Annotated in this window: 27 protein-coding genes, 1 tRNA gene and 1 pseudogene; 22 read left to right on the top strand and 7 right to left on the bottom strand. The window is 69.1% G+C overall.

Annotated elements, in window-relative coordinates; all coding sequences use genetic code 11:
* The first annotated feature begins 27 nt into the window (after positions 1-27).
* The 4 genes from OG966_RS19500 (at position 28) to OG966_RS19515 (ending at position 1744) form a co-directional block, all read left to right on the top strand.
* Entirely contained in the window at positions 28-198 is a 171-nt protein-coding gene (locus OG966_RS19500; RefSeq protein WP_326650986.1) for a hypothetical protein, read from the top strand.
* Between the two features lie 156 nt (positions 199-354).
* Positions 355-948, top strand: a complete 594-nt coding sequence (locus OG966_RS19505) for a DUF5994 family protein (protein ID WP_326650987.1) — start codon at positions 355-357, stop codon at positions 946-948.
* A gap of 5 nt (positions 949-953) precedes the next feature.
* Positions 954-1214, top strand: coding sequence for a hypothetical protein (locus OG966_RS19510; protein WP_326650989.1), 261 nt, complete (start codon positions 954-956; stop codon positions 1212-1214).
* Between the two features lie 53 nt (positions 1215-1267).
* Positions 1268-1744, top strand: coding sequence for a DUF5994 family protein (locus OG966_RS19515; protein WP_326650990.1), 477 nt, complete (start codon positions 1268-1270; stop codon positions 1742-1744).
* 120 nt (positions 1745-1864) lie between these two features.
* Here OG966_RS19515 and OG966_RS19520 read toward each other — a convergent pair whose 3' ends face one another.
* A complete protein-coding gene (locus OG966_RS19520) occupies positions 1865-2164 on the bottom strand; it encodes a zinc-binding dehydrogenase (RefSeq protein WP_326650991.1) in 300 nt (99 codons plus the stop codon).
* On the opposite strand from OG966_RS19520, the gene OG966_RS19525 reads away from it, so the two are divergent.
* Positions 2150-2254 carry a CGNR zinc finger domain-containing protein gene (locus OG966_RS19525; RefSeq protein WP_442806810.1) on the top strand — a complete coding sequence of 35 codons (105 nt, stop codon included), beginning with the start codon at positions 2150-2152 and terminating at the stop codon, positions 2252-2254. The two genes, OG966_RS19520 and OG966_RS19525, sit on opposite strands and share 15 nt — an antisense overlap.
* A gap of 8 nt (positions 2255-2262) precedes the next feature.
* Here the strand turns inward: OG966_RS19525 and OG966_RS19530 are convergent, their stop codons facing one another.
* Together OG966_RS19530 and OG966_RS19535 are read right to left on the bottom strand one after the other, a co-directional pair.
* Positions 2263-3480, bottom strand: coding sequence for an NAD(P)/FAD-dependent oxidoreductase (locus OG966_RS19530; RefSeq protein ID WP_326650992.1), 1218 nt, complete (start codon positions 3478-3480; stop codon positions 2263-2265).
* Positions 3481-3675: 195 nt separating this feature from the next.
* Positions 3676-5313 carry a helix-turn-helix transcriptional regulator gene (locus OG966_RS19535; RefSeq protein WP_326650993.1) on the bottom strand — a complete coding sequence of 546 codons (1638 nt, stop codon included), beginning with the start codon at positions 5311-5313 and terminating at the stop codon, positions 3676-3678.
* A gap of 254 nt (positions 5314-5567) precedes the next feature.
* On the opposite strand from OG966_RS19535, the gene OG966_RS19540 reads away from it, so the two are divergent.
* Positions 5568-6152: an HhH-GPD-type base excision DNA repair protein gene (locus tag OG966_RS19540; RefSeq protein ID WP_326650994.1), complete on the top strand. Its 585-nt coding sequence runs from the start codon at positions 5568-5570 to the stop codon at positions 6150-6152.
* Between the two features lie 124 nt (positions 6153-6276).
* Positions 6277-7848, top strand: coding sequence for a M28 family metallopeptidase (locus OG966_RS19545; protein ID WP_326650995.1), 1572 nt, complete (start codon positions 6277-6279; stop codon positions 7846-7848).
* A gap of 122 nt (positions 7849-7970) precedes the next feature.
* Here the strand turns inward: OG966_RS19545 and OG966_RS19550 are convergent.
* Positions 7971-9624, bottom strand: a pseudogene (locus OG966_RS19550) (helicase HerA-like domain-containing protein).
* A 95-nt stretch (positions 9625-9719) separates the two neighbouring features.
* Here OG966_RS19550 and OG966_RS19555 point away from each other — a divergent pair.
* Positions 9720-10016, top strand: coding sequence for a type II toxin-antitoxin system VapB family antitoxin (locus OG966_RS19555; protein WP_003955420.1), 297 nt, complete (start codon positions 9720-9722; stop codon positions 10014-10016).
* Between the two features lie 119 nt (positions 10017-10135).
* Complete coding sequence (locus tag OG966_RS19560) at positions 10136-10756, top strand: LytR C-terminal domain-containing protein (RefSeq protein WP_326650996.1); 621 nt, start codon at positions 10136-10138, stop codon at positions 10754-10756.
* Positions 10757-10763: 7 nt separating this feature from the next.
* Here OG966_RS19560 and upp read toward each other — a convergent pair whose 3' ends face one another.
* A complete protein-coding gene (gene upp / locus OG966_RS19565) occupies positions 10764-11399 on the bottom strand; it encodes a uracil phosphoribosyltransferase (RefSeq protein ID WP_326650997.1) in 636 nt (211 codons plus the stop codon).
* A gap of 116 nt (positions 11400-11515) precedes the next feature.
* Here upp and OG966_RS19570 point away from each other — a divergent pair, with 116 nt between their 5' ends.
* From OG966_RS19570 to OG966_RS19610, 9 genes are all read left to right on the top strand, one after another.
* On the top strand, positions 11516-11701 hold the full coding sequence (locus tag OG966_RS19570; RefSeq protein WP_326650998.1) for a hypothetical protein: 186 nt from the start codon (positions 11516-11518) through the stop codon (positions 11699-11701).
* Between the two features lie 139 nt (positions 11702-11840).
* Positions 11841-12380 carry a tRNA adenosine deaminase-associated protein gene (locus OG966_RS19575; protein WP_326650999.1) on the top strand — a complete coding sequence of 180 codons (540 nt, stop codon included), beginning with the start codon at positions 11841-11843 and terminating at the stop codon, positions 12378-12380.
* A 62-nt stretch (positions 12381-12442) separates the two neighbouring features.
* Entirely contained in the window at positions 12443-12925 is a 483-nt protein-coding gene (locus tag OG966_RS19580; RefSeq protein ID WP_326655286.1) for a nucleoside deaminase, read from the top strand.
* Between the two features lie 58 nt (positions 12926-12983).
* Positions 12984-13068, top strand: a tRNA-Ser gene (locus OG966_RS19585).
* Between the two features lie 339 nt (positions 13069-13407).
* Positions 13408-13572, top strand: coding sequence for a hypothetical protein (locus tag OG966_RS19590; protein WP_326651000.1), 165 nt, complete (start codon positions 13408-13410; stop codon positions 13570-13572).
* Between the two features lie 9 nt (positions 13573-13581).
* Positions 13582-13875, top strand: a complete 294-nt coding sequence (locus tag OG966_RS19595; protein WP_326651001.1) for a Dabb family protein — start codon at positions 13582-13584, stop codon at positions 13873-13875.
* Positions 13876-14053: 178 nt separating this feature from the next.
* Positions 14054-14896: an RNA polymerase sigma factor SigF gene (locus OG966_RS19600; protein ID WP_326651002.1), complete on the top strand. Its 843-nt coding sequence runs from the start codon at positions 14054-14056 to the stop codon at positions 14894-14896.
* 234 nt (positions 14897-15130) lie between these two features.
* Positions 15131-15985: an RNA polymerase sigma factor SigF gene (locus tag OG966_RS19605; protein ID WP_326651003.1), complete on the top strand. Its 855-nt coding sequence runs from the start codon at positions 15131-15133 to the stop codon at positions 15983-15985.
* 61 nt (positions 15986-16046) lie between these two features.
* On the top strand, positions 16047-16826 hold the full coding sequence (locus OG966_RS19610; RefSeq protein ID WP_326651004.1) for a hypothetical protein: 780 nt from the start codon (positions 16047-16049) through the stop codon (positions 16824-16826).
* A gap of 28 nt (positions 16827-16854) precedes the next feature.
* On the opposite strand, the gene OG966_RS19615 is transcribed toward OG966_RS19610, so the two are convergent.
* A complete protein-coding gene (locus OG966_RS19615; protein WP_326651005.1) occupies positions 16855-17073 on the bottom strand; it encodes a hypothetical protein in 219 nt (72 codons plus the stop codon).
* 199 nt (positions 17074-17272) lie between these two features.
* Here OG966_RS19615 and OG966_RS19620 point away from each other — a divergent pair, with 199 nt between their 5' ends.
* From OG966_RS19620 to OG966_RS19635, 4 genes are all read left to right on the top strand, one after another.
* On the top strand, positions 17273-17761 hold the full coding sequence (locus OG966_RS19620) for a MarR family winged helix-turn-helix transcriptional regulator (RefSeq protein WP_326651006.1): 489 nt from the start codon (positions 17273-17275) through the stop codon (positions 17759-17761).
* 31 nt (positions 17762-17792) lie between these two features.
* Positions 17793-20255, top strand: coding sequence for an MFS transporter (locus OG966_RS19625; RefSeq protein WP_326651007.1), 2463 nt, complete (start codon positions 17793-17795; stop codon positions 20253-20255).
* A 164-nt stretch (positions 20256-20419) separates the two neighbouring features.
* Complete coding sequence (locus OG966_RS19630; RefSeq protein WP_326651008.1) at positions 20420-21238, top strand: YceI family protein; 819 nt, start codon at positions 20420-20422, stop codon at positions 21236-21238.
* A 17-nt stretch (positions 21239-21255) separates the two neighbouring features.
* Positions 21256-21726, top strand: coding sequence for a PPOX class F420-dependent oxidoreductase (locus OG966_RS19635; protein ID WP_326651009.1), 471 nt, complete (start codon positions 21256-21258; stop codon positions 21724-21726).
* Positions 21727-21900: 174 nt separating this feature from the next.
* Here the strand turns inward: OG966_RS19635 and OG966_RS19640 are convergent, their stop codons facing one another.
* Positions 21901-22668, bottom strand: coding sequence for a TetR/AcrR family transcriptional regulator (locus OG966_RS19640; RefSeq protein ID WP_326651010.1), 768 nt, complete (start codon positions 22666-22668; stop codon positions 21901-21903).
* Between the last annotated feature and the right edge of the window lie 41 nt (positions 22669-22709).

The raw sequence follows: 22709 nt of genomic DNA on the forward strand, positions 1-22709 counted from the left end.
AACTCACACAAAGAAGGATTACGGGTCATGGTGCTCTTCCTGCTCCTCGTCCTCATGGCCGTCGCACTCGGAATCATCGGCGTGGCAGCAGAGGGCCTGGGCTATCTGCTGATCATCGGCATCGTGCTCCTCGTTGCCGACGTGGCCTTTGTCGCCGTGCGCTGGTCCCGGGGTGCTCGGCGGCGTCCCATCCGCTGACCGCGGCAGCGGACTCGAACCACACCGGCGGTCGTCGGCCGGGAGTACCCTCGAAATACCGAGGACACTTCGTGCACGAGCTTCCACTGCTCGTGTCGTTTTCGGCGATTCACGACACCGGTCCGGTTTCGACCGGCCCGGGGCAGGGTCCGCGTCATGACAGGGACCATTTTGCATACGCCTGCGGTCGAAGACCGGACCTCTTCGCTGCCCCTCCGACTCATGCTGGCGCCGGCCGCCAACACTGCGGCACTGCTCGACGGTGCGTGGTGGCCCCGCTCCCGCGATCTGACGGCGGAACTTCCCGCGCTGACGGCTGCACTCGACCCGCTGTGGGGGCGGATCACCCGCGTCACGGTGAACCCCACGTTCTGGTCGGTCATCCCACGGAAGGTGCCCGTCGCCGGGCATGTGGTGCATGTGGGTTGGTTCAAGGCCGAGCAAGACCCCCACAAACTGCTGCTGCTCTCCTACACCACCGGCCGTTGGGACCTGCTGGTGATCCCACCTGAGGTCGGTCCTGGCACAGCCGCCCGGCTGATGGCCGCGGCCACTGACCCAACGCGCAGTCTCACAGCGAGCGCCTTGATCCAGGAGGCGGAGTTCTTCCGCGTCGCAGCGGAGGCCGACTGGGATTCGACCCGGGAGATGGTCTGGGACTCCGAAGGCGGCCATGGAGCAGGCCGCCCGGCAGGTTCACCTGTCCAAGAAGTCATTGCTCAGGTAACGGATCCGGCGGAAGGGATGTGAGGACCGTGGGGACCTTCGTCACCGTGCTCGTGCTCATGGCGATGATCGCTCTGGGCGCGCTCGCGATTCACATGCTCAACACACAGCACGACGAACGCATCGCGGCCTTCCCCTACGGCCGTTCCAAGTGGAACCTGCGCACTCGTCCCACGGCAGTTCCACCCAAGTTCCGGGGACACGCAGCTTCGAGTGCCACTGGTGTTCGCCGCGGCCATCACGTCGGAGACTTCGGGCGCTTCTGGCAGCGCCGCCACGTGCGGAAGTGAGACACCATGCACAGTCGGCCCGTGCAGGAGAGTCCTCACATTGGCGGCGTCCCATGACTGGCGATTCCAGCATCCCGACTCCACTCCTGCTTCTCGAGGACACCAGCGATCAGCCGATAGTTCCCGGCGCGGCTGTGCTGAGGATGGAGACGACCTCCAGCCGGGTGGGGTTGTTCGACGGCGCATGGTGGCCGAGTTCCCGTGACATCGAAACCCAACTGCCCGGCCTGATCACCGCCCTGACTGCCCGACTGGGCCCCATCGCAAGCGTCGGCCTGGACGCGAGCGCCTGGAACCACGCTCCGGGCCACCTGACCATCGATGACCGCACGATCCATATCGACTGGTCCGCCGTCGACGACAACACAATGATCATCACTCGCGGGCCTCAGGACCACTTCTCCTTCCTGGTGATCCCGACACAGGCCGCCGCATCGGCCGCACGCGCCGCGATGGCCATGGCCGTACAGGACAGCAACTGCAGATCGGCAGAACAGATCCTCACCGTCACCGGCGTCACGCCCGCCTAGTTCGACTCTCCGCTGCCGGCCGACAAGCAGTCGTTGCTCGAACTGGGCCTGAACGACGGCACGCGAGGCGCGCTCCTCCACGGGATCCCGGCACAGTGATCCACCCGGTTCTGCTGTGTCCTACGCGACCGTGAGCACGATCTTGTCCCGCGTGCTGCGCCGGTGCAGGCGCTCATGGGCCTCACTCGCCCGCTCCAGCGGGAACGCCGCCTCCACCGGAACGCGGTAGGTACCGGCGGCGACCCGGTCGGCTATCCGCCGCAGGCATCGGCGGCCCCCCTGCCTGGACTTCGTCGCCACGCTCGGGCCCTCGCGACGGTGGCCCGCGATGCGGTGCTGCTGGTCAGCGGCCCTCTGCTGGTCCGGGTCAAGGAGTGCGCGAACCCCGAGTGCGCCCTGCTCCTCCTGGACGACTCGCAAGCCCGCCGACGCCGCTGGTGCTCCATGGAACGCTGCGGCAACCTCGCGAAAGTCGCCGAATACCGCTCCCGTACACGCAACAGATCCTGACGCCGCGGTCACCCGCTCAACATCGCCGCGCCCATGATCCGGTCCACGCTTTCGTCCGAGAAGAAGTCCGCCGGCGACGTGACACCGGCCGCCACTCTGGCGAAGGCGTCCATCGCCGGACGGCTCTGCGACACCGCACCGAGCAGTTGCTGCAGCTCGGGCGGTGGCGGATCCAGCGCAGCGAGCTCGGCGGTGAACTCGTACATCGGCATGACCTGGGTGTCCCTGCTCTCCTGGTAGTCATGCATGGCCGCGTCGAACGTCCGGCTGCCGGTGAAGGTCTCGTCGAGCGCCCGCGCACACAGTTCCGCGTCCCTGAACGCGTCCTGAATGCCCTGGGCGGTGATGAAGTCCTTGAGGTAGCCGGCGTCGCCGACCAGTGCCCAGCCGGGTCCGTACGGCTGCCGGAAGAAATTGGGCACCGCCATTCCGACAAGTCGTTCCACACGAGCGGCCGAGCCGGCCCGTTCGGCGAACGACGGGACCAGCGCCATGGTGGCCAGGTAACCGGCCTCGATGTCCGCACGGTTGGCCTCGAAGTCGCGGATCGGCAGCCCGCAGATGACGACGGTCCGGTCGTCATTGGTGGGCCATGCGGCGAATGCCCGGTCGGGCCGTACGTAGGTCTCGAACCGCCCTTCCATCGGCAGCCCCGTCCAGTAGGAGTAGTAGCTGCACTGGAGCTTCGGCTTCTCGGCGTACCGGACGGCGCCGACGGCCTTCGCGACCAGTGAGTTGATGCCGTCGGCCCCGACGACGACCCGGGCGTACTCCGTGACGCTCCTCCCGCCCGCGCTGTGGCCCCTGATCCCCGTGACGGTGTCCCCCTCGATCACGAGGTTCTCGACGGTGAAGCCTTCGCGCACCTCCGCGCCCGACTCGGCCGCTGCATCGATCAGGATCTTGTCCAGGACCGTACGGCGCGGTGCGTACGCGGCCCGGAACCCATTGCCGGCCGGCGATCCCTCGATGGTGAAGTGCCCGAAGTCGAAGGAGTAGGTGTCGATCGCCGGGCAGCCGCTCGCGATCACCTGGGGCAGAAGTCCCCAGCTGTCCAGTGCGGCGAGTCCTGGCGGATGGACGAGGTGAGTGGAGACCGTGTCGCTCGGGAACGTCGCCCTGTCGACCACAAGCACCCGGTAGCCCCGGCGGGCCAGGAGCATCGCTGTGGGTGCGCCGGCGCAGCGGGCCCCGACGACCACGGCGTCGTAAACGTGTTTCGACATGACGTCACCTCTCACGGCGAGGAGGGATTCATCGACGAAAACGCTAGCGGGCAGGCAGGGTGCGGTGCTTCCCGCGAACGTCCACTCCCGGGCATGGGTATTTCTTCGTAGGCGCCGGATGAGGCTGCCCGCCGGACGAGGCATTGCCATCGGACCGGACCGTGCCGTCAGACCAGACCGGACCGGACCTTGCCGTCAGACCAGACCGTGCTGATGGGCGTACGCCGTGGCCGCCGAGCGCGATGAGACGCCGAGCTTGACGAAGATGTTGCTGAGGTGACGGGCGACCGTCTTCTCGCTCAGGAACAGGTCGTCCGCGATGGCCCGGTTCGACTTCCCCACCGCCAGATGACGCAGTACTTCCCGCTCGCGCGCCGTGAGCAGACTCGCCGCTCTGGTCTCCGCCTTGAGGGCAAGCTGCTCGGCACGAAGCAGGTCCGGAGCGGCGCCCAGCTCCCGGAAGACGGATTTGGCGGCCTCGATCTCCAGCCGGGCGGTGATCTCGTCGCCGGTCTCCCTGCAGGACAGCCCGATCAGCAGCCGGGCCCGCGCGGCGTCGTACGGTGCGTCGAGTTCGCGGAAGGTCGCCACGGCACGGCCGAGCACCGCCTGCGCGCCGCGCGCCTCACCGGCGGCCAGCAGCACCGACCCCTTCGCCTGCGCGCTGATCGCGTTCAGCAGGGGAGCGTCCAGGGTCTCGGCCACCGCGGCCAGTTCCTCTTCGGCGGTCCGTGCGTCCTCAGTCCTGCCCGCGGCCAGCATGATCTCGATGTAGGCCGGCAGGATCCGGCACCGCGACGCCTGGTCGCCGGCGCCGTCGAGCGCCGTACGGATCGCGTGTACGGCGGCTCGTACATCTCCCGCGGCAAGGAGCACCAGCGCCAGTCCCGGCTGGGCGGTGTGTCCGAGTCTGCTGGCCTCACGGTAGGCCTGGTCCGCCTTCCCGTGCTCGCCGAGCAGCCGGTGGAGCTCACCGAGCTGGTAGTAGGCGGCGTCGGCGGACCGTGCGGTCGGCATGGAGCGCAGCCAGCGGCACGCGTGGCCGGCCTCGTCCAGAGCGTCCGCCCAGTCGCCGTGCAACCGCATGATCTCGATACGGTGCGCCAGGCACACACCGCGGTACGGCACCACCCTCTGCTGCGACGCACACCATCGGGACAGCTCGGCCGTCCACTCGCGGGCCCGGCGCAGGTCGAAGATCTCATGACAGGCCGCGATCACCGCGCAGTACGCGAGTCCGGAGACGACCGGGGACACCTCGCCGGCCGTCACCGCGACCATAGCCTCGTCCAGGAGCTCGACCCCTTCTCCCACCTCACCGAGCCGGATCAGGCTCTCGCCGACGGTGACCATGGCGAAGGCCAGCAGGTCGCGGTCCCCGAACCGCGTCGCACACGCCAGAGCCCGCTCGGCGACGGCCTTGGCGTTGGCCGTATCCCCGGAGAAGTGACTCTGCAGGCCTTCCAGGGCCAGCAGATATCCCTCCTCCACGCAGCCAGGCCGCTCGGCATCGAGCAGCCGGCGTCCCCTTGCCATCCAGCCCGTACTGCGGGACCACTCACCGCTCAACACCAGGTCGAGGCCCAGCCAGAACACGCACCGGACGGCCCGCGGCACCTCGCCGCGGCTCAGCCAGGCATGGTGGGCCCTCGCCCACACCTCGTCGCTCTCGGTATCTCTACCGGTCATGTGGGCGGCAAGCGCGAGCCGCTCGAGGTCGTCGGGATCGAGCGGATGCTGCCCGTCGGCCGCCGACAGGACCGTGTACGCATCCCCCCACGCGTGCCGCGACAGTGCTTCGCCGGCAGACTGCCGCGCTGCGACTGAGTGCATGTATCCACTGTCCCAGCATCCGCGGAACGAGGGAAAGCATCCTCATCCAACAGATCTCGGCAGCTCCCGGCAGGCTTACCCGACGCTGCCGCCGTACCTCGCGTCGCGGACCATGGACGAAGGGCTCGAACCGGGAGGCCCCGGCACACAGCCCGGCCGGAGCCGGAGCCCGAGCCCGTCGCACAGCCCACCCGATCGACCCGATCGCCCGCGTGGGACTGGCGGCACGTCAGCGACCGGGTGATCATCGTGACATGAGCCCCACGATTCATCTCGCCCAGCAGCCCGAGGCCGACGAGCTGCTCAGCCGCAGTCCGCTCGCCGCGCTGATCGGCATGCTGCTCGACCAGCAGGTCCCGATGGAGTGGGCGTTCTCCGGCCCTTACACCATCGCGCAGCGCATGGGCGCCGACGATCTCGATGCAGCCCGGATCGCCGCGTACGACCCGGATGCCTTCGCCGAGCTGCTGAAGGAGAAGCCCGCCGTCCACCGCTATCCGGGAAGCATGGCCAAGCGGGTGCAGCAGCTGTGCCAGTACCTGGCCGACGAGTACGACGGCGACGCGAGCGCCGTCTGGCGTGATGTGGAGACCGGGGAGGAACTGCTGGCGCGGCTGAAGGCGCTGCCCGGCTACGGCGAGCAGAAGGCGAAGATCTTCCTGGCGCTGCTGGGCAAGCAGTTCGGGGTACAGCCCAGGGGATGGCGCGAGGCGGCCGGAGCGTACGGCGAGAAGGGCTACCGCTCGGCGGCCGACATCACCGGTCCCGAGTCACTCGCCAAGGTGCGCGAGCACAAGCAGGAGATGAAACGCGCCGCCAAGGCGGCGAAGAAGGCCTGAAACACGGCGTGTTGAAGTGGATTGATCACCTCCTGGTGTCAATGCAGACAAATGCGCCGTGAGTTGGGGCACAACTGTTCACAGAACTCGCAGAGATCGCTAACTTCCCCTCAACCTCGTAAACATGGGAAGGACCTCTGTGAAGGCAACCCATCGCAGAGCCGTGGCCACTCTGGCCGCAGCCGCACTCGCGACCCCGCTCCTGCTGGCATCCGCCTCCCCCTCCGCAGCCCGCCAGAACCCCGGCGAACAGGCGGCCAAGGACGCAGCGAAGCTCGCCAGGAAACTGGTCGAGAAGTCGTCCGCCGAGGACGCGTTCCAGCACCTGAAGAAGTTCCAGCAGATAGCCGACACCACCGACGGCAACCGCGCCGCCGGGACGCTCGGGCACGACGCCTCCGCCGCGTACGTCTATCAGCAGCTGAAGAAGTACGGCTACGACGTCTCGTACCAGCAGTTCGACTTCATCTACACCGAGACGCAGGTCGAGAAGTTCTCCGTGATCTCGCCCGCGCCGCGCGCCGTCGAGATCAAGGCGATGACGTACACCAAGTCCACTCCGGTGGGCGGCATCAAGGCCTCTCTGGCCGCCGTGCCGGTGGATGCGACCACCGGCTGCGAGCCGGCCGACTACGCCTCGGGGACCTTCACCGGAAAGATCGCGCTGATCAAGCGCGGCGGCTGCACCTTCGGCGAGAAGCAGGCCGCCGCGGCCGGTGCCGGCGCGGTCGGCGCGGTCATTTACAACAACACCGACGGCGCGCTGTCGGGCACCCTCGGCGACCCGGCCACCGGCCGGATACCGACCGGCGGAATCACCAGGGCCGAGGGCGAGCAGCTCGCCACCGACGTCGCCAAGGGCCCGGTGGACATCTCCTTCGAGATCCGCCAGCTGCAGCAGAAGCGCTCCACCAACAACGTCATCGCGGAGACCCGTGGCGGCAACGCCGCCAACACCGTGATGCTCGGCGCGCACCTCGACTCGGTCACTGCGGGCCCCGGCATCAACGACAACGGCTCCGGCTCTGCCGGACTCCTCGAAGTCGCCCAGGAACTGGCCAAGTCCAAGGCAAAGCCGGCCAACAAGGTCCGCTTCGCATGGTGGTCGGCGGAGGAGAACGGCCTGCTCGGCTCGGAGGCGTACGTCGCCCAGCTGAGCTCGCTGGGCAAGAAGGAGATCAAGCTCTACCTGAACTTCGACATGATCGCCTCGCCGAACTACGGGCTCTTCGTCTACGACGGCGACGACTCCGACGGCGTGGGCTCGGGCCCCGGCCCGGCCGGCTCGGCCCAACTCGAGCGTGACATCAACGAGTTCCTCGACAAGCAGGGCAAGCCGCACGAGGGCACCGACTTCACGGGCCGCTCGGACTACGGCCCGTTCATCGAGGTCGGCATCCCGTCCGGAGGTACGTTCACGGGCGCCGAGGGCATCAAGACGGCGGCCCAGGCAGCGAAGTTCGGCGGCACGGCCGGGGTGGCGTACGACTCCTGCTACCACGCCAAGTGCGACAACATCAGCAACATCGACATGAAGGCGTTCGCCGTCAACATCGGCGTCATCGCCCATGCGGTGGGCACGTACGCCCACGACCTGAGCTCGCTGCGCAAGCCGGTCGTCACGGTCCCGACGGGTGGTGAAGCAGGCAGCGGCGGCGGCCTGCACGACGGTCACGACCACGACGTGACCGAGTAGGTTCGCGCTGTCCTCGGTCGCCGGACGGGCCTGGAATCAAGCCCGTCCGGCGACCGAGGACGAACCTGCTGCCGGACCGGAGGAGACGGGGCCGCCTATACAGCCACCGCGCCCCTCAAGGGCTACCGCCTGCGGCGCGCCGTGCCGAACAGGGACCGTGAGATCTCGCGTCCCAGCTGCGTCCCCACCGATCGCGCCAGCGACCGGAAGATCCCGCTGCCCACCACCTGCTGGGCGAGCGACTCCTCCTGCTTCTGCGGGGCCTTGGGCGCCCTGGCCGCCTCGGTCTCTTTCGCCTCCTCCCCCGCCCGCACCGCCGCCGCCTCCGCCGCTTCCGCCGCCTGCTGCTCGGCAGTCAGCTTCTCGTACGCCGACTCCCGGTCGACCGCCTCCGCATAGCGCGAGTACAGCGGCGAGGACTTCACCGCCTCGTCCAGGGCCGCCACGTCGATCGGGCCCATCAGCGACTGCGGGGCGCGCAGACGGGTCGCCGCGACCGGCGTCGGAGCGCCCTTGTCGCTGAGCACGGTGATTACCGCCTCGCCCGTGCCGAGCCCCGTCAGCACCTCCTCCAGGTCGTACGGCGAGTCCGGGAAGGTCTTCACCGTCGCCTTCAGCGCCTTCGCGTCGTCCGGGGTGAAGGCGCGCACCGCGTGCTGCACCCGGCTGCCGAGCTGCGCCAGCACATCCCCCGGTACATCTTTCGGCGTCTGCGTGACAAAGAAGACGCCAACCCCTTTCGAGCGAATCAGCCGCACCGTCTGCGTGATCGACTCGAGGAACGCCTTCGACGCCCCGTTGAAGAGCAGATGCGCCTCGTCGAAGAAGAACACCAGCTTCGGTTTCTCGACATCACCGATCTCGGGAAGGTCGTGGAAGAGGTCGCGAGCAGCCACATCAGAAACGTCGAGAACAGCTGCGGCTTGTCCTGCACGGCGGCCAGCTCCAGTACGGACACGAGCCCGCGCCCGTCCGCAGCAGCTCACTCGTGTCGAACTCCGGCTCGGCGAAGAAGCCACCCGCGCCCTGCTGCTCGAAGGCGGTGAGCGCGCGCAGGATGACCCCGGCGGTGACCGTGGAGAGTCCGCCGATGTTCTTGAGCTCCGCCTTCCCGGTGTCCGACACGAGGAAGGCGACCACGGCCCGCAGATCCTTGAGATCCACCAGCTCCAGACCCTTGGAATCGGCGTAGTGGAAGATCAGCCCGAGTGACTGCTCCTGCGTCCGGTTGAGCTGGAGCACCTTGGAGAGCAGTACGGGGCCGAAGCTGGTGACCGTCGCGCGCAGCGGAATACCTGGGCCGATGCCGCCGAGGCCGTAGAACTCGCAGGGGAATCCCTTGGCCTCCCACGCCTGCCCGACCTGCCCGGCGCGCTCCTGGACCTTCGCGCCCGACTCGCCCGAGGCCGAGATGCCGGAGACATCACCCTTGATGTCGGCGAGGAAGACGGGCACGCCGTTCGCGGAGAGCTGCTCGGCGATCAGCTGGAGGGTCTTGGTCTTTCCGGTGCCGGTGGCGCCGGCGACCAGACCGTGCCGGTTGAGCATCGACAGCGGGATACGGATCTGGGCCTCGGGTCGGCACCGGTCGTCCCAGAGCAGGGCTCCGAGGTCCAGTGCGGCCCGGGTGAGGGCATATCCGGCGGCGATCTCCTGCGCGGGCTGCGGCAGCGCGGACCCCGCGTCCGCCGCGGCGGACGCGGCCTCATCCGTCCCGGACATATCTGCGGGCGTTTCCGCTTCCGGCGCCTTCGGCCGCTGTTCGCCGGCGCTCATGGCAGCCCCCAATTTCCGGTATGCATCATTTTGCCCAGCATTGCACTGGCGTCGCGTGGCTGCGCCGACGGCCGCTTGCCCGGTAGGCTTTCCGTGTGATCTTCAAGCGCATCGGTAACGGGCGGCCGTATCCCGACCATGGCCGGGAAAGCACCCGGCAGTGGGCGGATGTCGCGCCGCGCCCGGTCCGCCTCGATCAGCTCGTGACCACCAAGGGCCAGCTGGACCTGGAAACGCTGCTCGCCGAGGACTCCACGTTTTACGGCGACCTCTTCGCCCATGTCGTGAAGTGGCAGGGCGACCTCTATCTGGAGGACGGCCTGCACCGCGCCGTGCGTGCGGCGCTGCAGCAGCGCCAGGTACTGCACGCCCGCGTTCTCGAACTGGGCTGAGCCCGGGACCGGTCTGACGGCCGGCCCGACTGAGCCTTTCGGGCCCTTTCGGGACCCTACGGACGCAATCGATTGATCATCTAGTAGGCATTGGCACCGGCCCGCATTACGCTGCGCTCATGAGCATGCTCACTCCCCCCGGCATGGGCGGAAAGTACCGCATCACGGGCGACACTTACCCGCGTATGCGTCGCCCTCGCAACCGCCGCAGGATCGTCACCGCGGTCATCGCCGGGGCAGTCGCCCTCGGCCTGGCCGGCTGGGGAACGCTGCAGCTCATCGACGTCTTCGCGGGCGACTCCAAGACATCCGCGGGCAGCCGCAAGACGGACTGCAAGCCCGCGCCGGGGCTGTCGGCCGCGCCCCCGGCGCCCAAGCCGGGCCAGATCACGGTGAACGTCTACAACGCGACCCCGCGCGGCGGCCTCGCCAAGGCGGCGGCCGACGAGCTGAAAAGACGCGGCTTCGCCATCGGCAAGGTGGGCAACGCCCCGGCGGCGTACGACAAGAAGGTCCCGGGCACGGCCATACTGCTGGGCGCTCCCAACGCGTACGAGGGCGCCTTCCGCGTGCTCGGCACCCAGCTCCGGGGCAGCCTGCTGAAGACCGACACCCGCGAGACGGCGGATGTCGACCTGATCATCGGCACGGCGTTCAAGACCCTGGATGCGAAGAAGGACGCCGACGCGGCTCTGGCCACCCTGGCCAATCCCGCTCCGGCGCCCTCCAGGAAGTGCTGAGGAATCCCTAGTCCACGGTCCCGTACATGCGGTCGCCCGCGTCGCCCAGGCCCGGCACGATGTAGCCGTGTTCGTTGAGCCGCTCATCGACCGAGGCGGTGACCACGGTGACCGGCGTGCCCGCCAGCTCGCGCTCCATCACCTCGACGCCCTCCGGCGCCGCGAGCAGCACGACCGCGGTCACATCGTCAGCGCCGCGCTTGATCAGCTCCCGGATCGCCGCGACCAGCGTGCCGCCGGTGGCCAGCATCGGGTCGAGCACGTACACCTGGCGGCCCGAAAGGTCCTCGGGCATCCGCGTCGCGTACGTCGACGCCTCCAGGGTCTCCTCGTTACGGATCATCCCGAGGAAGCCCACTTCGGCGGTCGGCAGCAGCCGGACCATGCCCTCGAGCATTCCCAGGCCGGCCCGCAGGATCGGCACCACCAGCGGGCGCGGGTGCGAGAGCTTCACGCCCGTCGTCCCGGTCACCGGGGTCTCGATGTCGACCTGCTCGGTGCGCACGTCCCTGGTGGCCTCGTACGCGAGCAGGGTGACCAGCTCATCGGCGAGGCGCCGGAAGGTCGGGGAGTCGGTGCGCTTGTCGCGCAGCGTGGTGAGTTTGTGCGCCACCAGCGGGTGGTCGACGACATGGATCCGCATGCGCACAACAGTATCCCGCTCGCTTTGAGCCACGGTCCGGAGGGAAGGTGGAAGAGGTCCCTCCCAGGCCGCAGGGCAGAGGGGGAATACGGACCAACCGTGGGGTGGTGTGGCCGATGCAGGAGCCTGAACGGGAACAGCACGACATCGGACCCGAGAGCGATGCGGAGCGCAGGCAGCGACGCGCCCAGTTCCTTCGCGAATTGGGCGAGGCCAAGGCACTGCGCGACCGAGTCCAGCCCCGACGGGCCCGAGCGGCCCGGATGCGCCAGCAAATGCGTATGCGGACGTTCCGCTGGTAGCCCTCCTCGTAAGAACTGATGGCCGACGCAACGACGGAAGACCTCTCGCATCGGGCTCGTTTCTGCCACGATTCCGAGTGGGCGGGGCTCAAAGCCAGCACCGCCGGTCGTCACACCTCTGATCAGTGGGAGAGTCACGGTGTACTTCGCCGCACTGCTCGCGCGCACTCAAGACGGGTGGCTAGCGAGCGACACAGAGCTCGACGATGTGGAGACCCTGTCGGATCTGACCGACCTGGCCCGTGATGCCTCGGTGGACGAGGACACGGTGCTCGTCTTCATCGAGCAGGAGGACGCTTGGTTCGGTCTCGTCCGCGTCGAGGGCGAGGAAGACCCTCGTATCTACGTCTCGGACGCGGCCGCGGCCGCACGCTCCTCGTACGGGGAGATCCTGACCAAGGAACTGCTCGGCGGGGACGATGACGACCCGGCCGACGATCTCGACGCGCTGGACCTCGACGGCACGGAAGACGGAGAGCCCGACGAGGACGACGAGGACGAGGCGGACGGCGAGTCCGGCCCGGTCGGCGAGTTTGTGCCGGCCGGACCGGTCGGCGACCGCGACATCCTCATGGACCTGGGACTGTCGGAGAAGGAGCTGCTGGCGCTGGACACTGACGCACTTCTGGAGATCGCGGACGCACTGGGCGCCGCCGAGGTACTGGAGACCGTCCGCTAGTGACAGGACCGTCGTCCGGTCGCGTACCGCCCGATCCCGTACGCGATCCGTGGGAGGCGCCGATGCGCCTTGCCCTGGAAGAGGCGGAACGCGCGGCGCTGTCCGGCGATGTGCCGGTCGGCGCTGTCGTGCTGGCCGCGGACGGCACGGTCCTCTCCACCGGTCACAACGAGCGTGAGGCGACGGGCGACCCGACGGCGCACGCGGAGGTGCTGGCGATCCGCCGTGCGGCCGCGCAGTTGAGCGATTCGGCGGCGGGCAGCGCATCCGGCAAGGGCGGTACTGGGAGACGGGCGGGCGAGTGGCGGCTGACCGGCTGCACGCTCGTCGTCACGCTGGAGCCATGCACGATGTGCGCGGGCGCGATCGTGCAGTCCCGGGTGGACCGGGTGGTCTACGGCGCACGGGACGAGAAGGCGGGCGCGGCGGGTTCACTGTGGGACGTCGTACGGGACCGGAGGCTCAACCACCGGCCCGAAGTCATCCTCGGCGTCCTGGAGGCCGAGTGCGCCGAACAGCTGACGGACTTCTTCAGGGACCGCTGAACGACGGGATGCCGGGCGGATTTCAGAGCACGGCCCACCTTGGGCTAAGCTCTCTCCCGGTAGCGTGTCCGAGCGGCCGAAGGAGCTCGCCTCGAAAGCGAGTGTGGGGAAACTCACCGAGGGTTCAAATCCCTCCGCTACCGCTCTTGTCGAAGGGGCCCGACGCAATGCGTCGGGCCCCTTCGCTTTTCCTCGGAGGTATGGAGGGCGGCGTACGAGCCCGGCCGCAGTCGGGGGAAGCGTACGGCGCGAGCCCGCGGCGCGGGCCGTTCCCCGGCCCGTCGGGGTGCCGCCGGATCCGCGCCGGACTCACCGTCCGGCCCACCGGTCCGTCCCAGGTCGCGAGGACCGGCAAGGGGGCCTCGATACCCGGGCTCTTGGTCCTGAAGAGCTCGGTTAGACTCACCGACTGCGCGACCAGGGGACAGCAGGGACCGCAGAGGCTGCAGGGACCACAGGCATTGCAGGGGAGGCAGGGGCTGATGGTGCAAACGAAGAAGATCGCTCTCTACGTCGTCGTTGTCTTCGTGCTTTACACGATCATCACCTCCCCGGACAAGGCTGCCGACCTGGTCCAGATAGGGTTCGAGGGCATATCGAGCGCCGCGCAGGGCGTCGGCCGGTTCATGACCGAGCTCGTCAATTAGGAGTGCCCCTTGATCCGCCATCTGGTCCTCTTCAAGCTCAATGAGGGGGTCGAACGCGACGAGCCGCGGGTGGCCGCCGGCGTGAAGGCCTTCCAGGCACTCGACGGGGTCGTGCCCGAGCTGGAGTTCTGGGAGTGCGCCTGGAACATCACCGACCGGCCGATCGCCTATGACTTCGCCATCAACTCCGCGGTGTCCGACCGCGAGGCGCTGGAGCGGTACATCGGGCATCCGGCCCATCAGGCAGCCGCCGGTCAGTGGCGCGAGTTCGCCACCTGGGTGATCGCCGACTACGAGTTCTGAACCCCCGGCTTTCCCAGCCCCTCGCCACTGTGGCGGGGGGCCTTTTGAGGTTTAGCCCTCAACTTGCCTTCAACACGGCGTTATCAGGTGCTTGCACACAGTGGACATGTCTTGTGATGCTATGACCGCTTTTGACGGATGAGTTGACCGTAGTTGACCGCAAAGGGGTGGCGTGACCGTGCCGGCCAGTACTGCGCCTCAGGTGCCGCCCCAGAACGAGCGGCCCGACGACACCCCGGCCCCCGGAAAACCACAGAGCCGGGGCGCGGACACCCGGGCACTGACCCAGGTGCTCTTCGGCCAGCTCAAAGGGCTGGAGCCGGGCACTTCGGAACACTCCCGGGTGCGTGGGGCGCTGATCGAGGCGAATCTGCCCCTCGTGCGGTACGCCGCCGCCCGGTTCCGCTCCCGCAACGAGCCGATGGAGGACGTCGTCCAGGTCGGCACGATCGGGCTCATCAACGCGATCGACCGCTTCGACCCGGACCGCGGCGTGCAGTTCCCGACGTTCGCCATGCCCACCGTGGTCGGTGAGATCAAGCGGTACTTCCGCGACAACGTACGGACCGTCCATGTGCCGCGGCGGCTCCATGAGCTCTGGGTGCAGGTCAACGGCGCCACCGAGGATCTGACGACGGCTCATGGGCGCACCCCGACGACGGCCGAGATCGCCGAGCGACTGAAGATCGGCGAGGACGAGGTGCTGGCCTGTATCGAGGCCGGACGCTCGTACCACGCGACCTCCCTGGAGGCGGCCCAGGAGGGCGACGGGCTGCCGGGGCTGCTCGACCGGCTCGGTTACGAGGACCCGGCGCTGGCCGGGGTCGAACACCGCGACCTCGTACGCCATCTGCTCGTACAACTGCCCGAGCGGGAACAGCGGATCCTCATGCTCCGCTACTACAACAATCTGACGCAGTCACAGATCAGCCAGGAACTGGGCGTTTCGCAGATGCATGTGTCAAGGCTGCTTGCCCGAAGCTTTGCCCGACTCAGGTCCGCAAACAGGATCGAGGCGTAGCTGAAACGGGTAGACCGTTTTGGGGCCGCTTCGAGCTGCCCAAATGCCGCACACCCCCTGCTTCCCGCGCAAATTCACCCGATACATGTCGACATGTCACTACAGCGTGTTGCCGACATGTGACATTCTGCGGGAACCGCGTTTGCCGCAGCCCCGCCTCCGGTATTCAGGTGGAGGCTGCGTTCCTCCGATGGTCGCGGCCGCCGCGACCGTCCGCGACCTCAAGGGGGTGGCATGTCCGTAGAACAGGGCAGCTCGAAGGTGCTCACGCTCACAAAGAGCGCACCCGCACCTGCCGTGCCTGACAGCTCGGAAGCCATCGACACCCGCACTCTGTCCCGCTCCCTGTTCCTGCGGCTCCGCGCGCTGGACTCCGAGGGAACGGGCGACACCCCGGAGCGCACCTATGTGCGCGACACTCTCATCGAGCTCAATCTGCCCCTCGTGCGGTACGCCGCGGCGCGGTTCCGGTCCCGCAACGAGCCGATGGAGGACATCGTCCAGGTCGGCACGATCGGCCTGATCAAGGCGATCGACCGGTTCGACTGCGAACGGGGCGTGGAATTCCCGACGTTCGCGATGCCGACGGTCGTAGGCGAGATCAAGCGCTTCTTCCGCGACACCTCGTGGTCGGTGCGGGTGCCGCGCCGGCTCCAGGAGCTGCGGCTCGCGCTCACCAAGGCCAGCGACGAGCTGGCCCAGAAGCTTGACCGCTCCCCGACCGTTCCCGAACTCGCCGCGGTGCTCGGGGTGTCGGAGGAGGACGTGGTCGACGGTCTCGCCGTCGGCAACGCCTACACCGCCTCCTCGCTGGATTCGCCCTCGCCCGAGGACGACGGCGGCGAGGGCTCGCTCGCCGACCGGCTGGGGTACGAGGACACGGCGCTGGAGGGCGTCGAGTACCGCGAGTCGCTCAAGCCCCTGCTGGCCAAACTCCCGCCCCGCGAGCGGCAGATCATCATGCTGCGGTTCTTCGCCAATATGACCCAGTCGCAGATCGGCGAGGAGGTCGGCATCTCGCAGATGCATGTCTCGCGGCTGCTGACCCGTACGCTCGCGCAGCTGCGGGAGGGCCTGATCGCCGACTGATCCCGGGCCGAGGCCCAGTCGCGGGCTTCCTTATTGACGGTGCGTCAGACACACTGACGCGATGCGACGACGTCATGGAGCAGCTCTCGCAGCGGTCGCGCTCTGCCTCGGCGGGGCGCTGACCGCGTGCGGGAGCGGCGGCGGCACCGGCTATGCGGCGGTCGGCGCCGCGGGCTCCGGGTCCGATGAGGCGCCCACGGCCGCCGTGCCGCCGAAGGGCAAGGTCGTGCTGGTGCCGCTGGACGGTGCCACGCCGTCGGGTGACGTGGAAACACCGGGCAGGCCCGGGAAGCCGGGCGAATCCGGGACGGCGCCGGGCGGGCAGGGGCTGCCCGACGTGCCGGACAGCGGCGGTACGGGGAGTACGAGCGGCGGCACCGGCGGTGCGGACGGCGGTACGAGCGGCACTGGCGGCAATGCCGGCGGCAGCAGCACCGGCGATCCGGCGAGTTCCGGCGGTACGAGCGGCGGTGGACCCGCCACCCCGACCACGCCCGGCACCACCCCGCCGAAGCCCACTCCCACACCCCCAGGACCCGCCGTGCTCAGCCTCGGCGCCCCGGTCCGCGCGGCACTGGGGGCGCGCTGGTGCGAGAAAGTGACCGTGGAGTTCCGCAACACCGGCGGCTCACCGGTTACCTCGGGCACCGTCACCTTCGCGACGCACATCATCGGCGCGCTCGGGATCGACTGGGCGACCATCGAGTCGGCTCAGCCGCTGCCCGCGCCGATCGCCGCGGGAGCGGTGAGAAAGCAGGAGTACACCGTGTGCGTGGACGCCTGGCGGGTGCCGCTGGGCATGCATATCGAGACCCAGGACGTCACCGCAGTATGGAAGTGAGCCGGCCCGCGAGCCGGCCGATGGCGGGCTAGCCCAGGGCGAGCCAGGCCACCGCTCCGAGGATCACGACGGCCGCGATGACGCCGACGATCAGCCCGACCCGCGAGGAGGACTGTGCGGCGGGCGCGGCCTGCCGGCCCTGCGGAGCGCCGTCGTCGACAAAGGCGCGGAACATCTGGGTGCTGCCCGCGGGGTCGTAGTTGCCCTCGGGGCCCTGACCTTGGGGAGCGTGGGGGTTGTGTGCCATGGGGCAGGACCCTAGCGAACCCGCCTGCCGTGCCCAACCCCGGGCGGGCAGCACTTACCTCCCCCGTCGAGCCATGACCGGACCCATGCGAAGCCTTTGAGGTTCCTTTACTGGCACAATCCCGCTTTTCGTTTGCCTGCAGCAACCAACAGCTTCTATGGTTGCCCTAAGCAACAAGATGTGGGAGGGGCGGGCTGCCATGGCCGCACAGAGTCAGTACGCGGAACTGGCCCGCCAGCTCAGCGCCATCGGTGCCGTGAAACGCGGTCTCACGCGGATACTGCCCGCCGAGTGCCCGTCCGGCTCCGCTGCCGTCCTGACCCTGCTCGAGCGCCATGGCGAGATGCGGATGAGCCGGCTCGCCGAGCTCCTCGCCGTCGACATGTCCGTGACCAGCCGCCATGTCGCTCACGCCGCCGAGCGCGGCTGGATCGAACGGCTCCCCGATCCGGGCGACAGACGCTCCCGCATCCTGCGGCTCACCCCCGCGGGCCTGGACATGCTCGGCGAGCTCGCCGAGCGGACCACGGACATGTTCGCCCGCAACCTCAAGGACTGGTCCGACGACGACGTCGGACTGCTCATCGAGATGCTCGCCCGCCTGCGCGACTCCTTCGGGGACTGCCGGGTGCGCCATCCGGACGAACGACAACAACAGCACAGCACGACGACCCGTACACCCGCGTGACACGACGTAACGACGCAAGAAAAGGATGAAGATGGCTACGACCACACCAACCGGTGTGCGGGGCGGCCACGCCAGGCACGGAGGCGGCCACGCCTCCGACAGCGGCACGCCGATGACACACCGGCAGATCATGGAGGCGTTGTCCGGGCTGCTGCTCGGCATGTTCGTCGCCATCCTGTCGTCCACGATCGTCTCCAACGCCCTGCCGGAGATCATCACCGACCTCGACGGCGGCCAGAGCGCGTACACCTGGGTGGTGACGGCCTCGCTGTTGGCGATGACCGCGACCACGCCGCTCTGGGGCAAGCTCTCGGACCTCTTCTCCAAGAAGCTGCTGGTCCAGATAGCCCTCCTCATCTATGTCCTGGGGTCGGTCGTCGCCGGACTCTCGCAGAGCGCGGGCATGCTGATCGCCTGCCGTGTGGTCCAGGGCATCGGCGTCGGCGGTCTCTCCGCCCTCGCGCAGATCGTGATGGCCGCGATGATCTCCCCGCGTGAGCGTGGCCGCTACAGCGGCTACCTCGGCGCGACCTTCGCCGTCGCCACCGTCGGCGGCCCGCTGCTCGGCGGCGTCATCACCGACACCGAGTGGCTCGGCTGGCGCTGGTGCTTCTACGTCGGCGTGCCGTTCGCGATCATCGCGCTGATCGTCCTGCAGAAGACCCTGAAGCTCCCGGTCGTGAAGCGCCAGGTCAAGGTCGACTGGTCGGGCGCCTTCTTCATCAGCGCGGCGGTCTCGCTGCTGCTGGTCTGGGTCACCTTCGCCGGCGACAAGTACGACTGGATCTCCTGGCAGACGTACGCCATGGTCGGCGGCTCGATCGCGCTCGGCGCGCTCTTCCTCCTGGTGGAGTCGAAAGCGAGCGACCCGATCATCCCGCTGCGGCTGTTCCGCAACCGCACCATCACGCTGGCGTCGCTGGCTTCGCTCTTCGTCGGTGTCGCGATGTTCGCGGGCACCGTCTTCTTCAGCCAGTACTTCCAGCTGGCGCGCGACAAGTCGCCGACGATGTCCGGCGTCATGACGATCCCGATGATCGGCGGCCTGTTCATCTCCTCGACCGTCTCGGGCCAGGTCATCACCAAGACGGGCCGCTGGAAGGCGTGGCTGGTCATCGGTGGTGTGCTGGTGACGGCCGGCCTCGGACTGCTCGGCACCATGCGGTACGACACCGAGTACTGGCACATCGCGATCTTCATGGCAGTCCTGGGTCTAGGCCTCGGCATGATGATGCAGAACCTGGTGCTCTGCACGCAGAACCAGGTGGCCCCGGAGGACCTCGGCTCGGCCAGTTCGGTCGTCACCTTCTTCCGGTCCCTGGGCGGTGCGATCGGCGTCTCGGCGCTGGGCGCGGTCATGGCCAACCGGGTCACGCACTACGTCAAGGACGGGCTCACCGAACTCGGCCCGCAGGGCGCGGCGCTGGGCCACGGCGGCACGGGCGGCGGCGGCATCCCCGACCTGGACAAGCTGCCTGTCCCGATCCGTACGGTGATGGAGACCGCGTACGGGCACGGCGTCGCCGATGTCTTCCTCTACTCGGCTCCGTTCGCGCTGCTCGCCTTCCTGGTGACGCTGTTCATCAAGGAGGTCGCGCTGAAGAGCCACGCGGCGCCCGAGACGGCGGACACGGTGGTCACCGCGGACACGGCGGAGACCGTCGCGGCTTCCGAGGCTGAGGCCGCTCCCGTCCACGCCCTCGAGACCCTTCCCGCCCCCGCTGCGGGCGGCACGGCGGTACGTGGTGTGGTGCGCGGAAACGAGGGCGCGCCGGTGCCTCAGGCAGCGGTCACGCTGATCTCGCCGACCGGACGGCAGCTCGGCCGAGCGGTCGCCCAGGCGGACGGAAGTTATGCGCTGGACGCTCCCGGCGCCGGCTCGTACGTACTGATCGCCTCCGCCGACGGCTTCCAGCCGCAGGCGTCCACGGTGGTCGTCGGCGTCGAGACGCTGGCGTACGACATCCTCCTCTCCGGCACGAGCGGTCTGACCGGGACCGTGCGGGCCGCCGAGGGCGGTGCGCCGATCGAGGGCGCGATGGTGATCGTCACCGATGTGCGTGGCGATGTACTGGCCACCGGGAAGAGCGCCGAGCAGGGCGAGTTCGCCTTCGGCGAGCTGGTGCCCGGTCCGGTGACCGTCGCGGTGAACGCCGCCGGCTACCGGCCGCTGGCGCTGCCGGTGGAGATCGGGGGCCAGGGCGTGACCCGTATCGAGGCGGCCCTGCAGGCCGGAGCCCTGGTCCAGGGCGCCGTCCGCGGCGGAGCCGACCGGCGGCCGCTGGCCGACGCCCGGGTGACCCTGCTGGACGCCGCGGGGAATGTGGTCGCCACCGCGACGACCGGGGACGACGGGGCGTACGCCTTCGCCGACCTGAACGCGGGGGAGTACACGGTCATCGCCACCGGGTACCCGCCGGTGGCCGGCGCACTGACGGTGGCCGGTCGCGGGGTCGACGGCCACGACATCGAACTCGCCCACCCCGGCGAGTAACCGAGCCCCCGGCCGCGTGCTCGCTCTGTAGCGGAGGCGAGCAGCCGGCCGGTGGAAACGGGCCCCGAAGGCGGGGACGGTGGGCAGGGGACGGCCTGCCGCCCCGCCCGGGGCCCGATCATTTTTGCGCAAGCGCGGCAAGGAGAGAAAACGGGATGGGCGTCATGGGACTTCGCGCACAGGTAAGGACGCGGGACGGCTGGGCGGTCCAGCACGCGATCGTGACCGTGACCGATATGACCGGCGCGCAGGTACTGCGGGCGACGGCGGACGGGGACGGTGCGGTGACTTCCGCGGATCCCCTGGCCCCGGGCCCGTACACGGTGATCGTGACGGCGCTCGGGTATGCCCCGGCCGCCTCGACGGCGCTGGTGACGGCGAGCGGCCGGGCCGAGGTCGGCACGGTGGTACTGGCCCGCCAGGGAGGCGTGGAACTCCCGCCGCCGGGCGCCTGGTCGGTGGACCCGGCGCACTCGTCGGTGGGCGCGGCGGCGCAGCATCTGGGGATCTCCAGCGTGAACGGCCGCTTCCTGGAGTTCGGTGGCCGCATCACCATCGGGTCCGATCTGTCGCGGTCCCGCGTGGACGCGGTCATCCGGGCGGCGTCCATCGACACGGGCAGCGGTCTGCGCGACAAGCACCTGTGCTCCGCGGACTTCCTCGACGTCGAGCGGTACCCCGAGATCACGTACCGCGGCCATGGCCTGACCCCGGCAGGGACGGACCGCTGGACGGTGCACGGCGCACTCTCGCTGCACGGCGTCGCACGCGAAGTCGACCTGGACCTGACGTACTTGGGCACAGGACCGGACCCGTGGGGCGGGGTGCGGGCGGCTTTCCGCGCGACCACGGAGCTGCACCGTGAGGACTTCGCGATGAACTACAACCAGGTGGTGCAGGCGGGCATCTCGGCGATCGGAACCACGCTGAAGGTGGAACTCGCGATCCAGGCGGTCCAGGGCGAGTCGCTTCCGGCGGCCTGAGGATTAGGCTGCGGCGCATGGCACCCAACATCGCCACCAACACCCAGGTGGAGCTCGACCAGTTGCTGGAGTTCGTACGCCCCAGGCACCGGGCGATCCTGCTGACCAGCCGCGCCTCGGACGGCACCCCACAGGGATCCCCGCTGACCTGCGGGGTGGACGACTCGGGCCGGATCGTGGTCTCGACCTACCCGGAACGCGCGAAGACACGGAACGCGAAGCGGAACCCGCGGGTGAGCGTGATCATCCTGTCGGACGACTGGGACGGGCCGTGGGTCCAGATCGACGGCAGGGCGGAGGTGATCGACTCCCCGGAGTCGGTGGAGCCGCTGGTGGAGTACTTCCGGAACATCTCGGGCGAGCACCCGGACTGGGACGAGTACCGGGCCGCGATGGTGAAGCAGGGCAAGTCGATCATCCGGGTGACGCCTGAGCGGTGGGGGCCGATCGCGAAGGGCGGCTTCCCGGCGAGGCTCAGCGGGAACTGAGTCCGGGGCGAGGAATGGGGGCGGTGCCCCCGGCCTCCGCCATGGGGTGACGACCCCCGCCCCTCCGCCGCGTGGGGTGACGCCCGGGCCCGAGCCGCACGCACCGCACAAGACCGGACGACCCCGGGCCCGGGCCACCCGGGCGCCGGGCAGCGAGATCCCGCGCCCGTGCCCCTACGCGCGAGCAACCATCGCTTCGATGCCGGCTACCAGCAGGTCCAGCGCGAACCCGAAGTCCCGCTCCCTCATCTCCTCCACCGTGCCTCCGCCCCTCGCCTTCATCAGTTCGGCCGACTCCTCGAAAGCCTCCTGCAGATCCGGCTGCTGCCCGATCGCGCCCATGACCTGGTGGAAGTAGTCGTCCTGGCTGATCCCCGCCGCCGCGCAGCGCTGCCCGAAGCGGCCCTCGACCGTGCCGAAGCCGTACACGAACTGGAACACCGCCGAGAGAGCACCGGTCTGGCCGTGCAGCGGCAGGCCCGTGTTGCGCATCACCCGCTGGACCGTCCTGGAGAAGGCCATCGAGCGCGGGCCGATGTTGAGGTACTCCCCGATGAGCGGCGACACCCAGGGGTGGGCGACCAGCAGTGAGCGGTATCCGCAGGCAAGCCGGCGCAGCTGGTCGCGCCAGTCCGCGTCCGGGTCGTCCGCCGGCGGAAGCGGGAGCTCTCCCATCACCCGGTCGAGCGCCAGCTCCAGAAGGTCGTCCTTGGTGTCCACGTACCAGTAGACCGACATCGCGGTGACGTTCAGCTCCGCGGCCAGCCGCCGCATCGAGAACTTCGCGAGGCCCTCCGAGTCGAGGAGCCGGACCGTGGCCGCGGTGATCTTGTCGCGGTCGAGGCCGGCGGGCTGCTCGGTCCTCCGTTTGGGGGTCGCCTTGCCGTCGAGCCACACACTGGTCCGCGCGGGACCCTTCGCGCGGTCGGCCGCACTCACCATCGCGCATCCTCCTCGGTTCTTCCCAGCCGGGCGGACGAGCC

This window comes from Streptomyces sp. NBC_01750 (genome assembly GCF_035918095.1).
Lineage (GTDB): Bacteria > Actinomycetota > Actinomycetes > Streptomycetales > Streptomycetaceae > Streptomyces.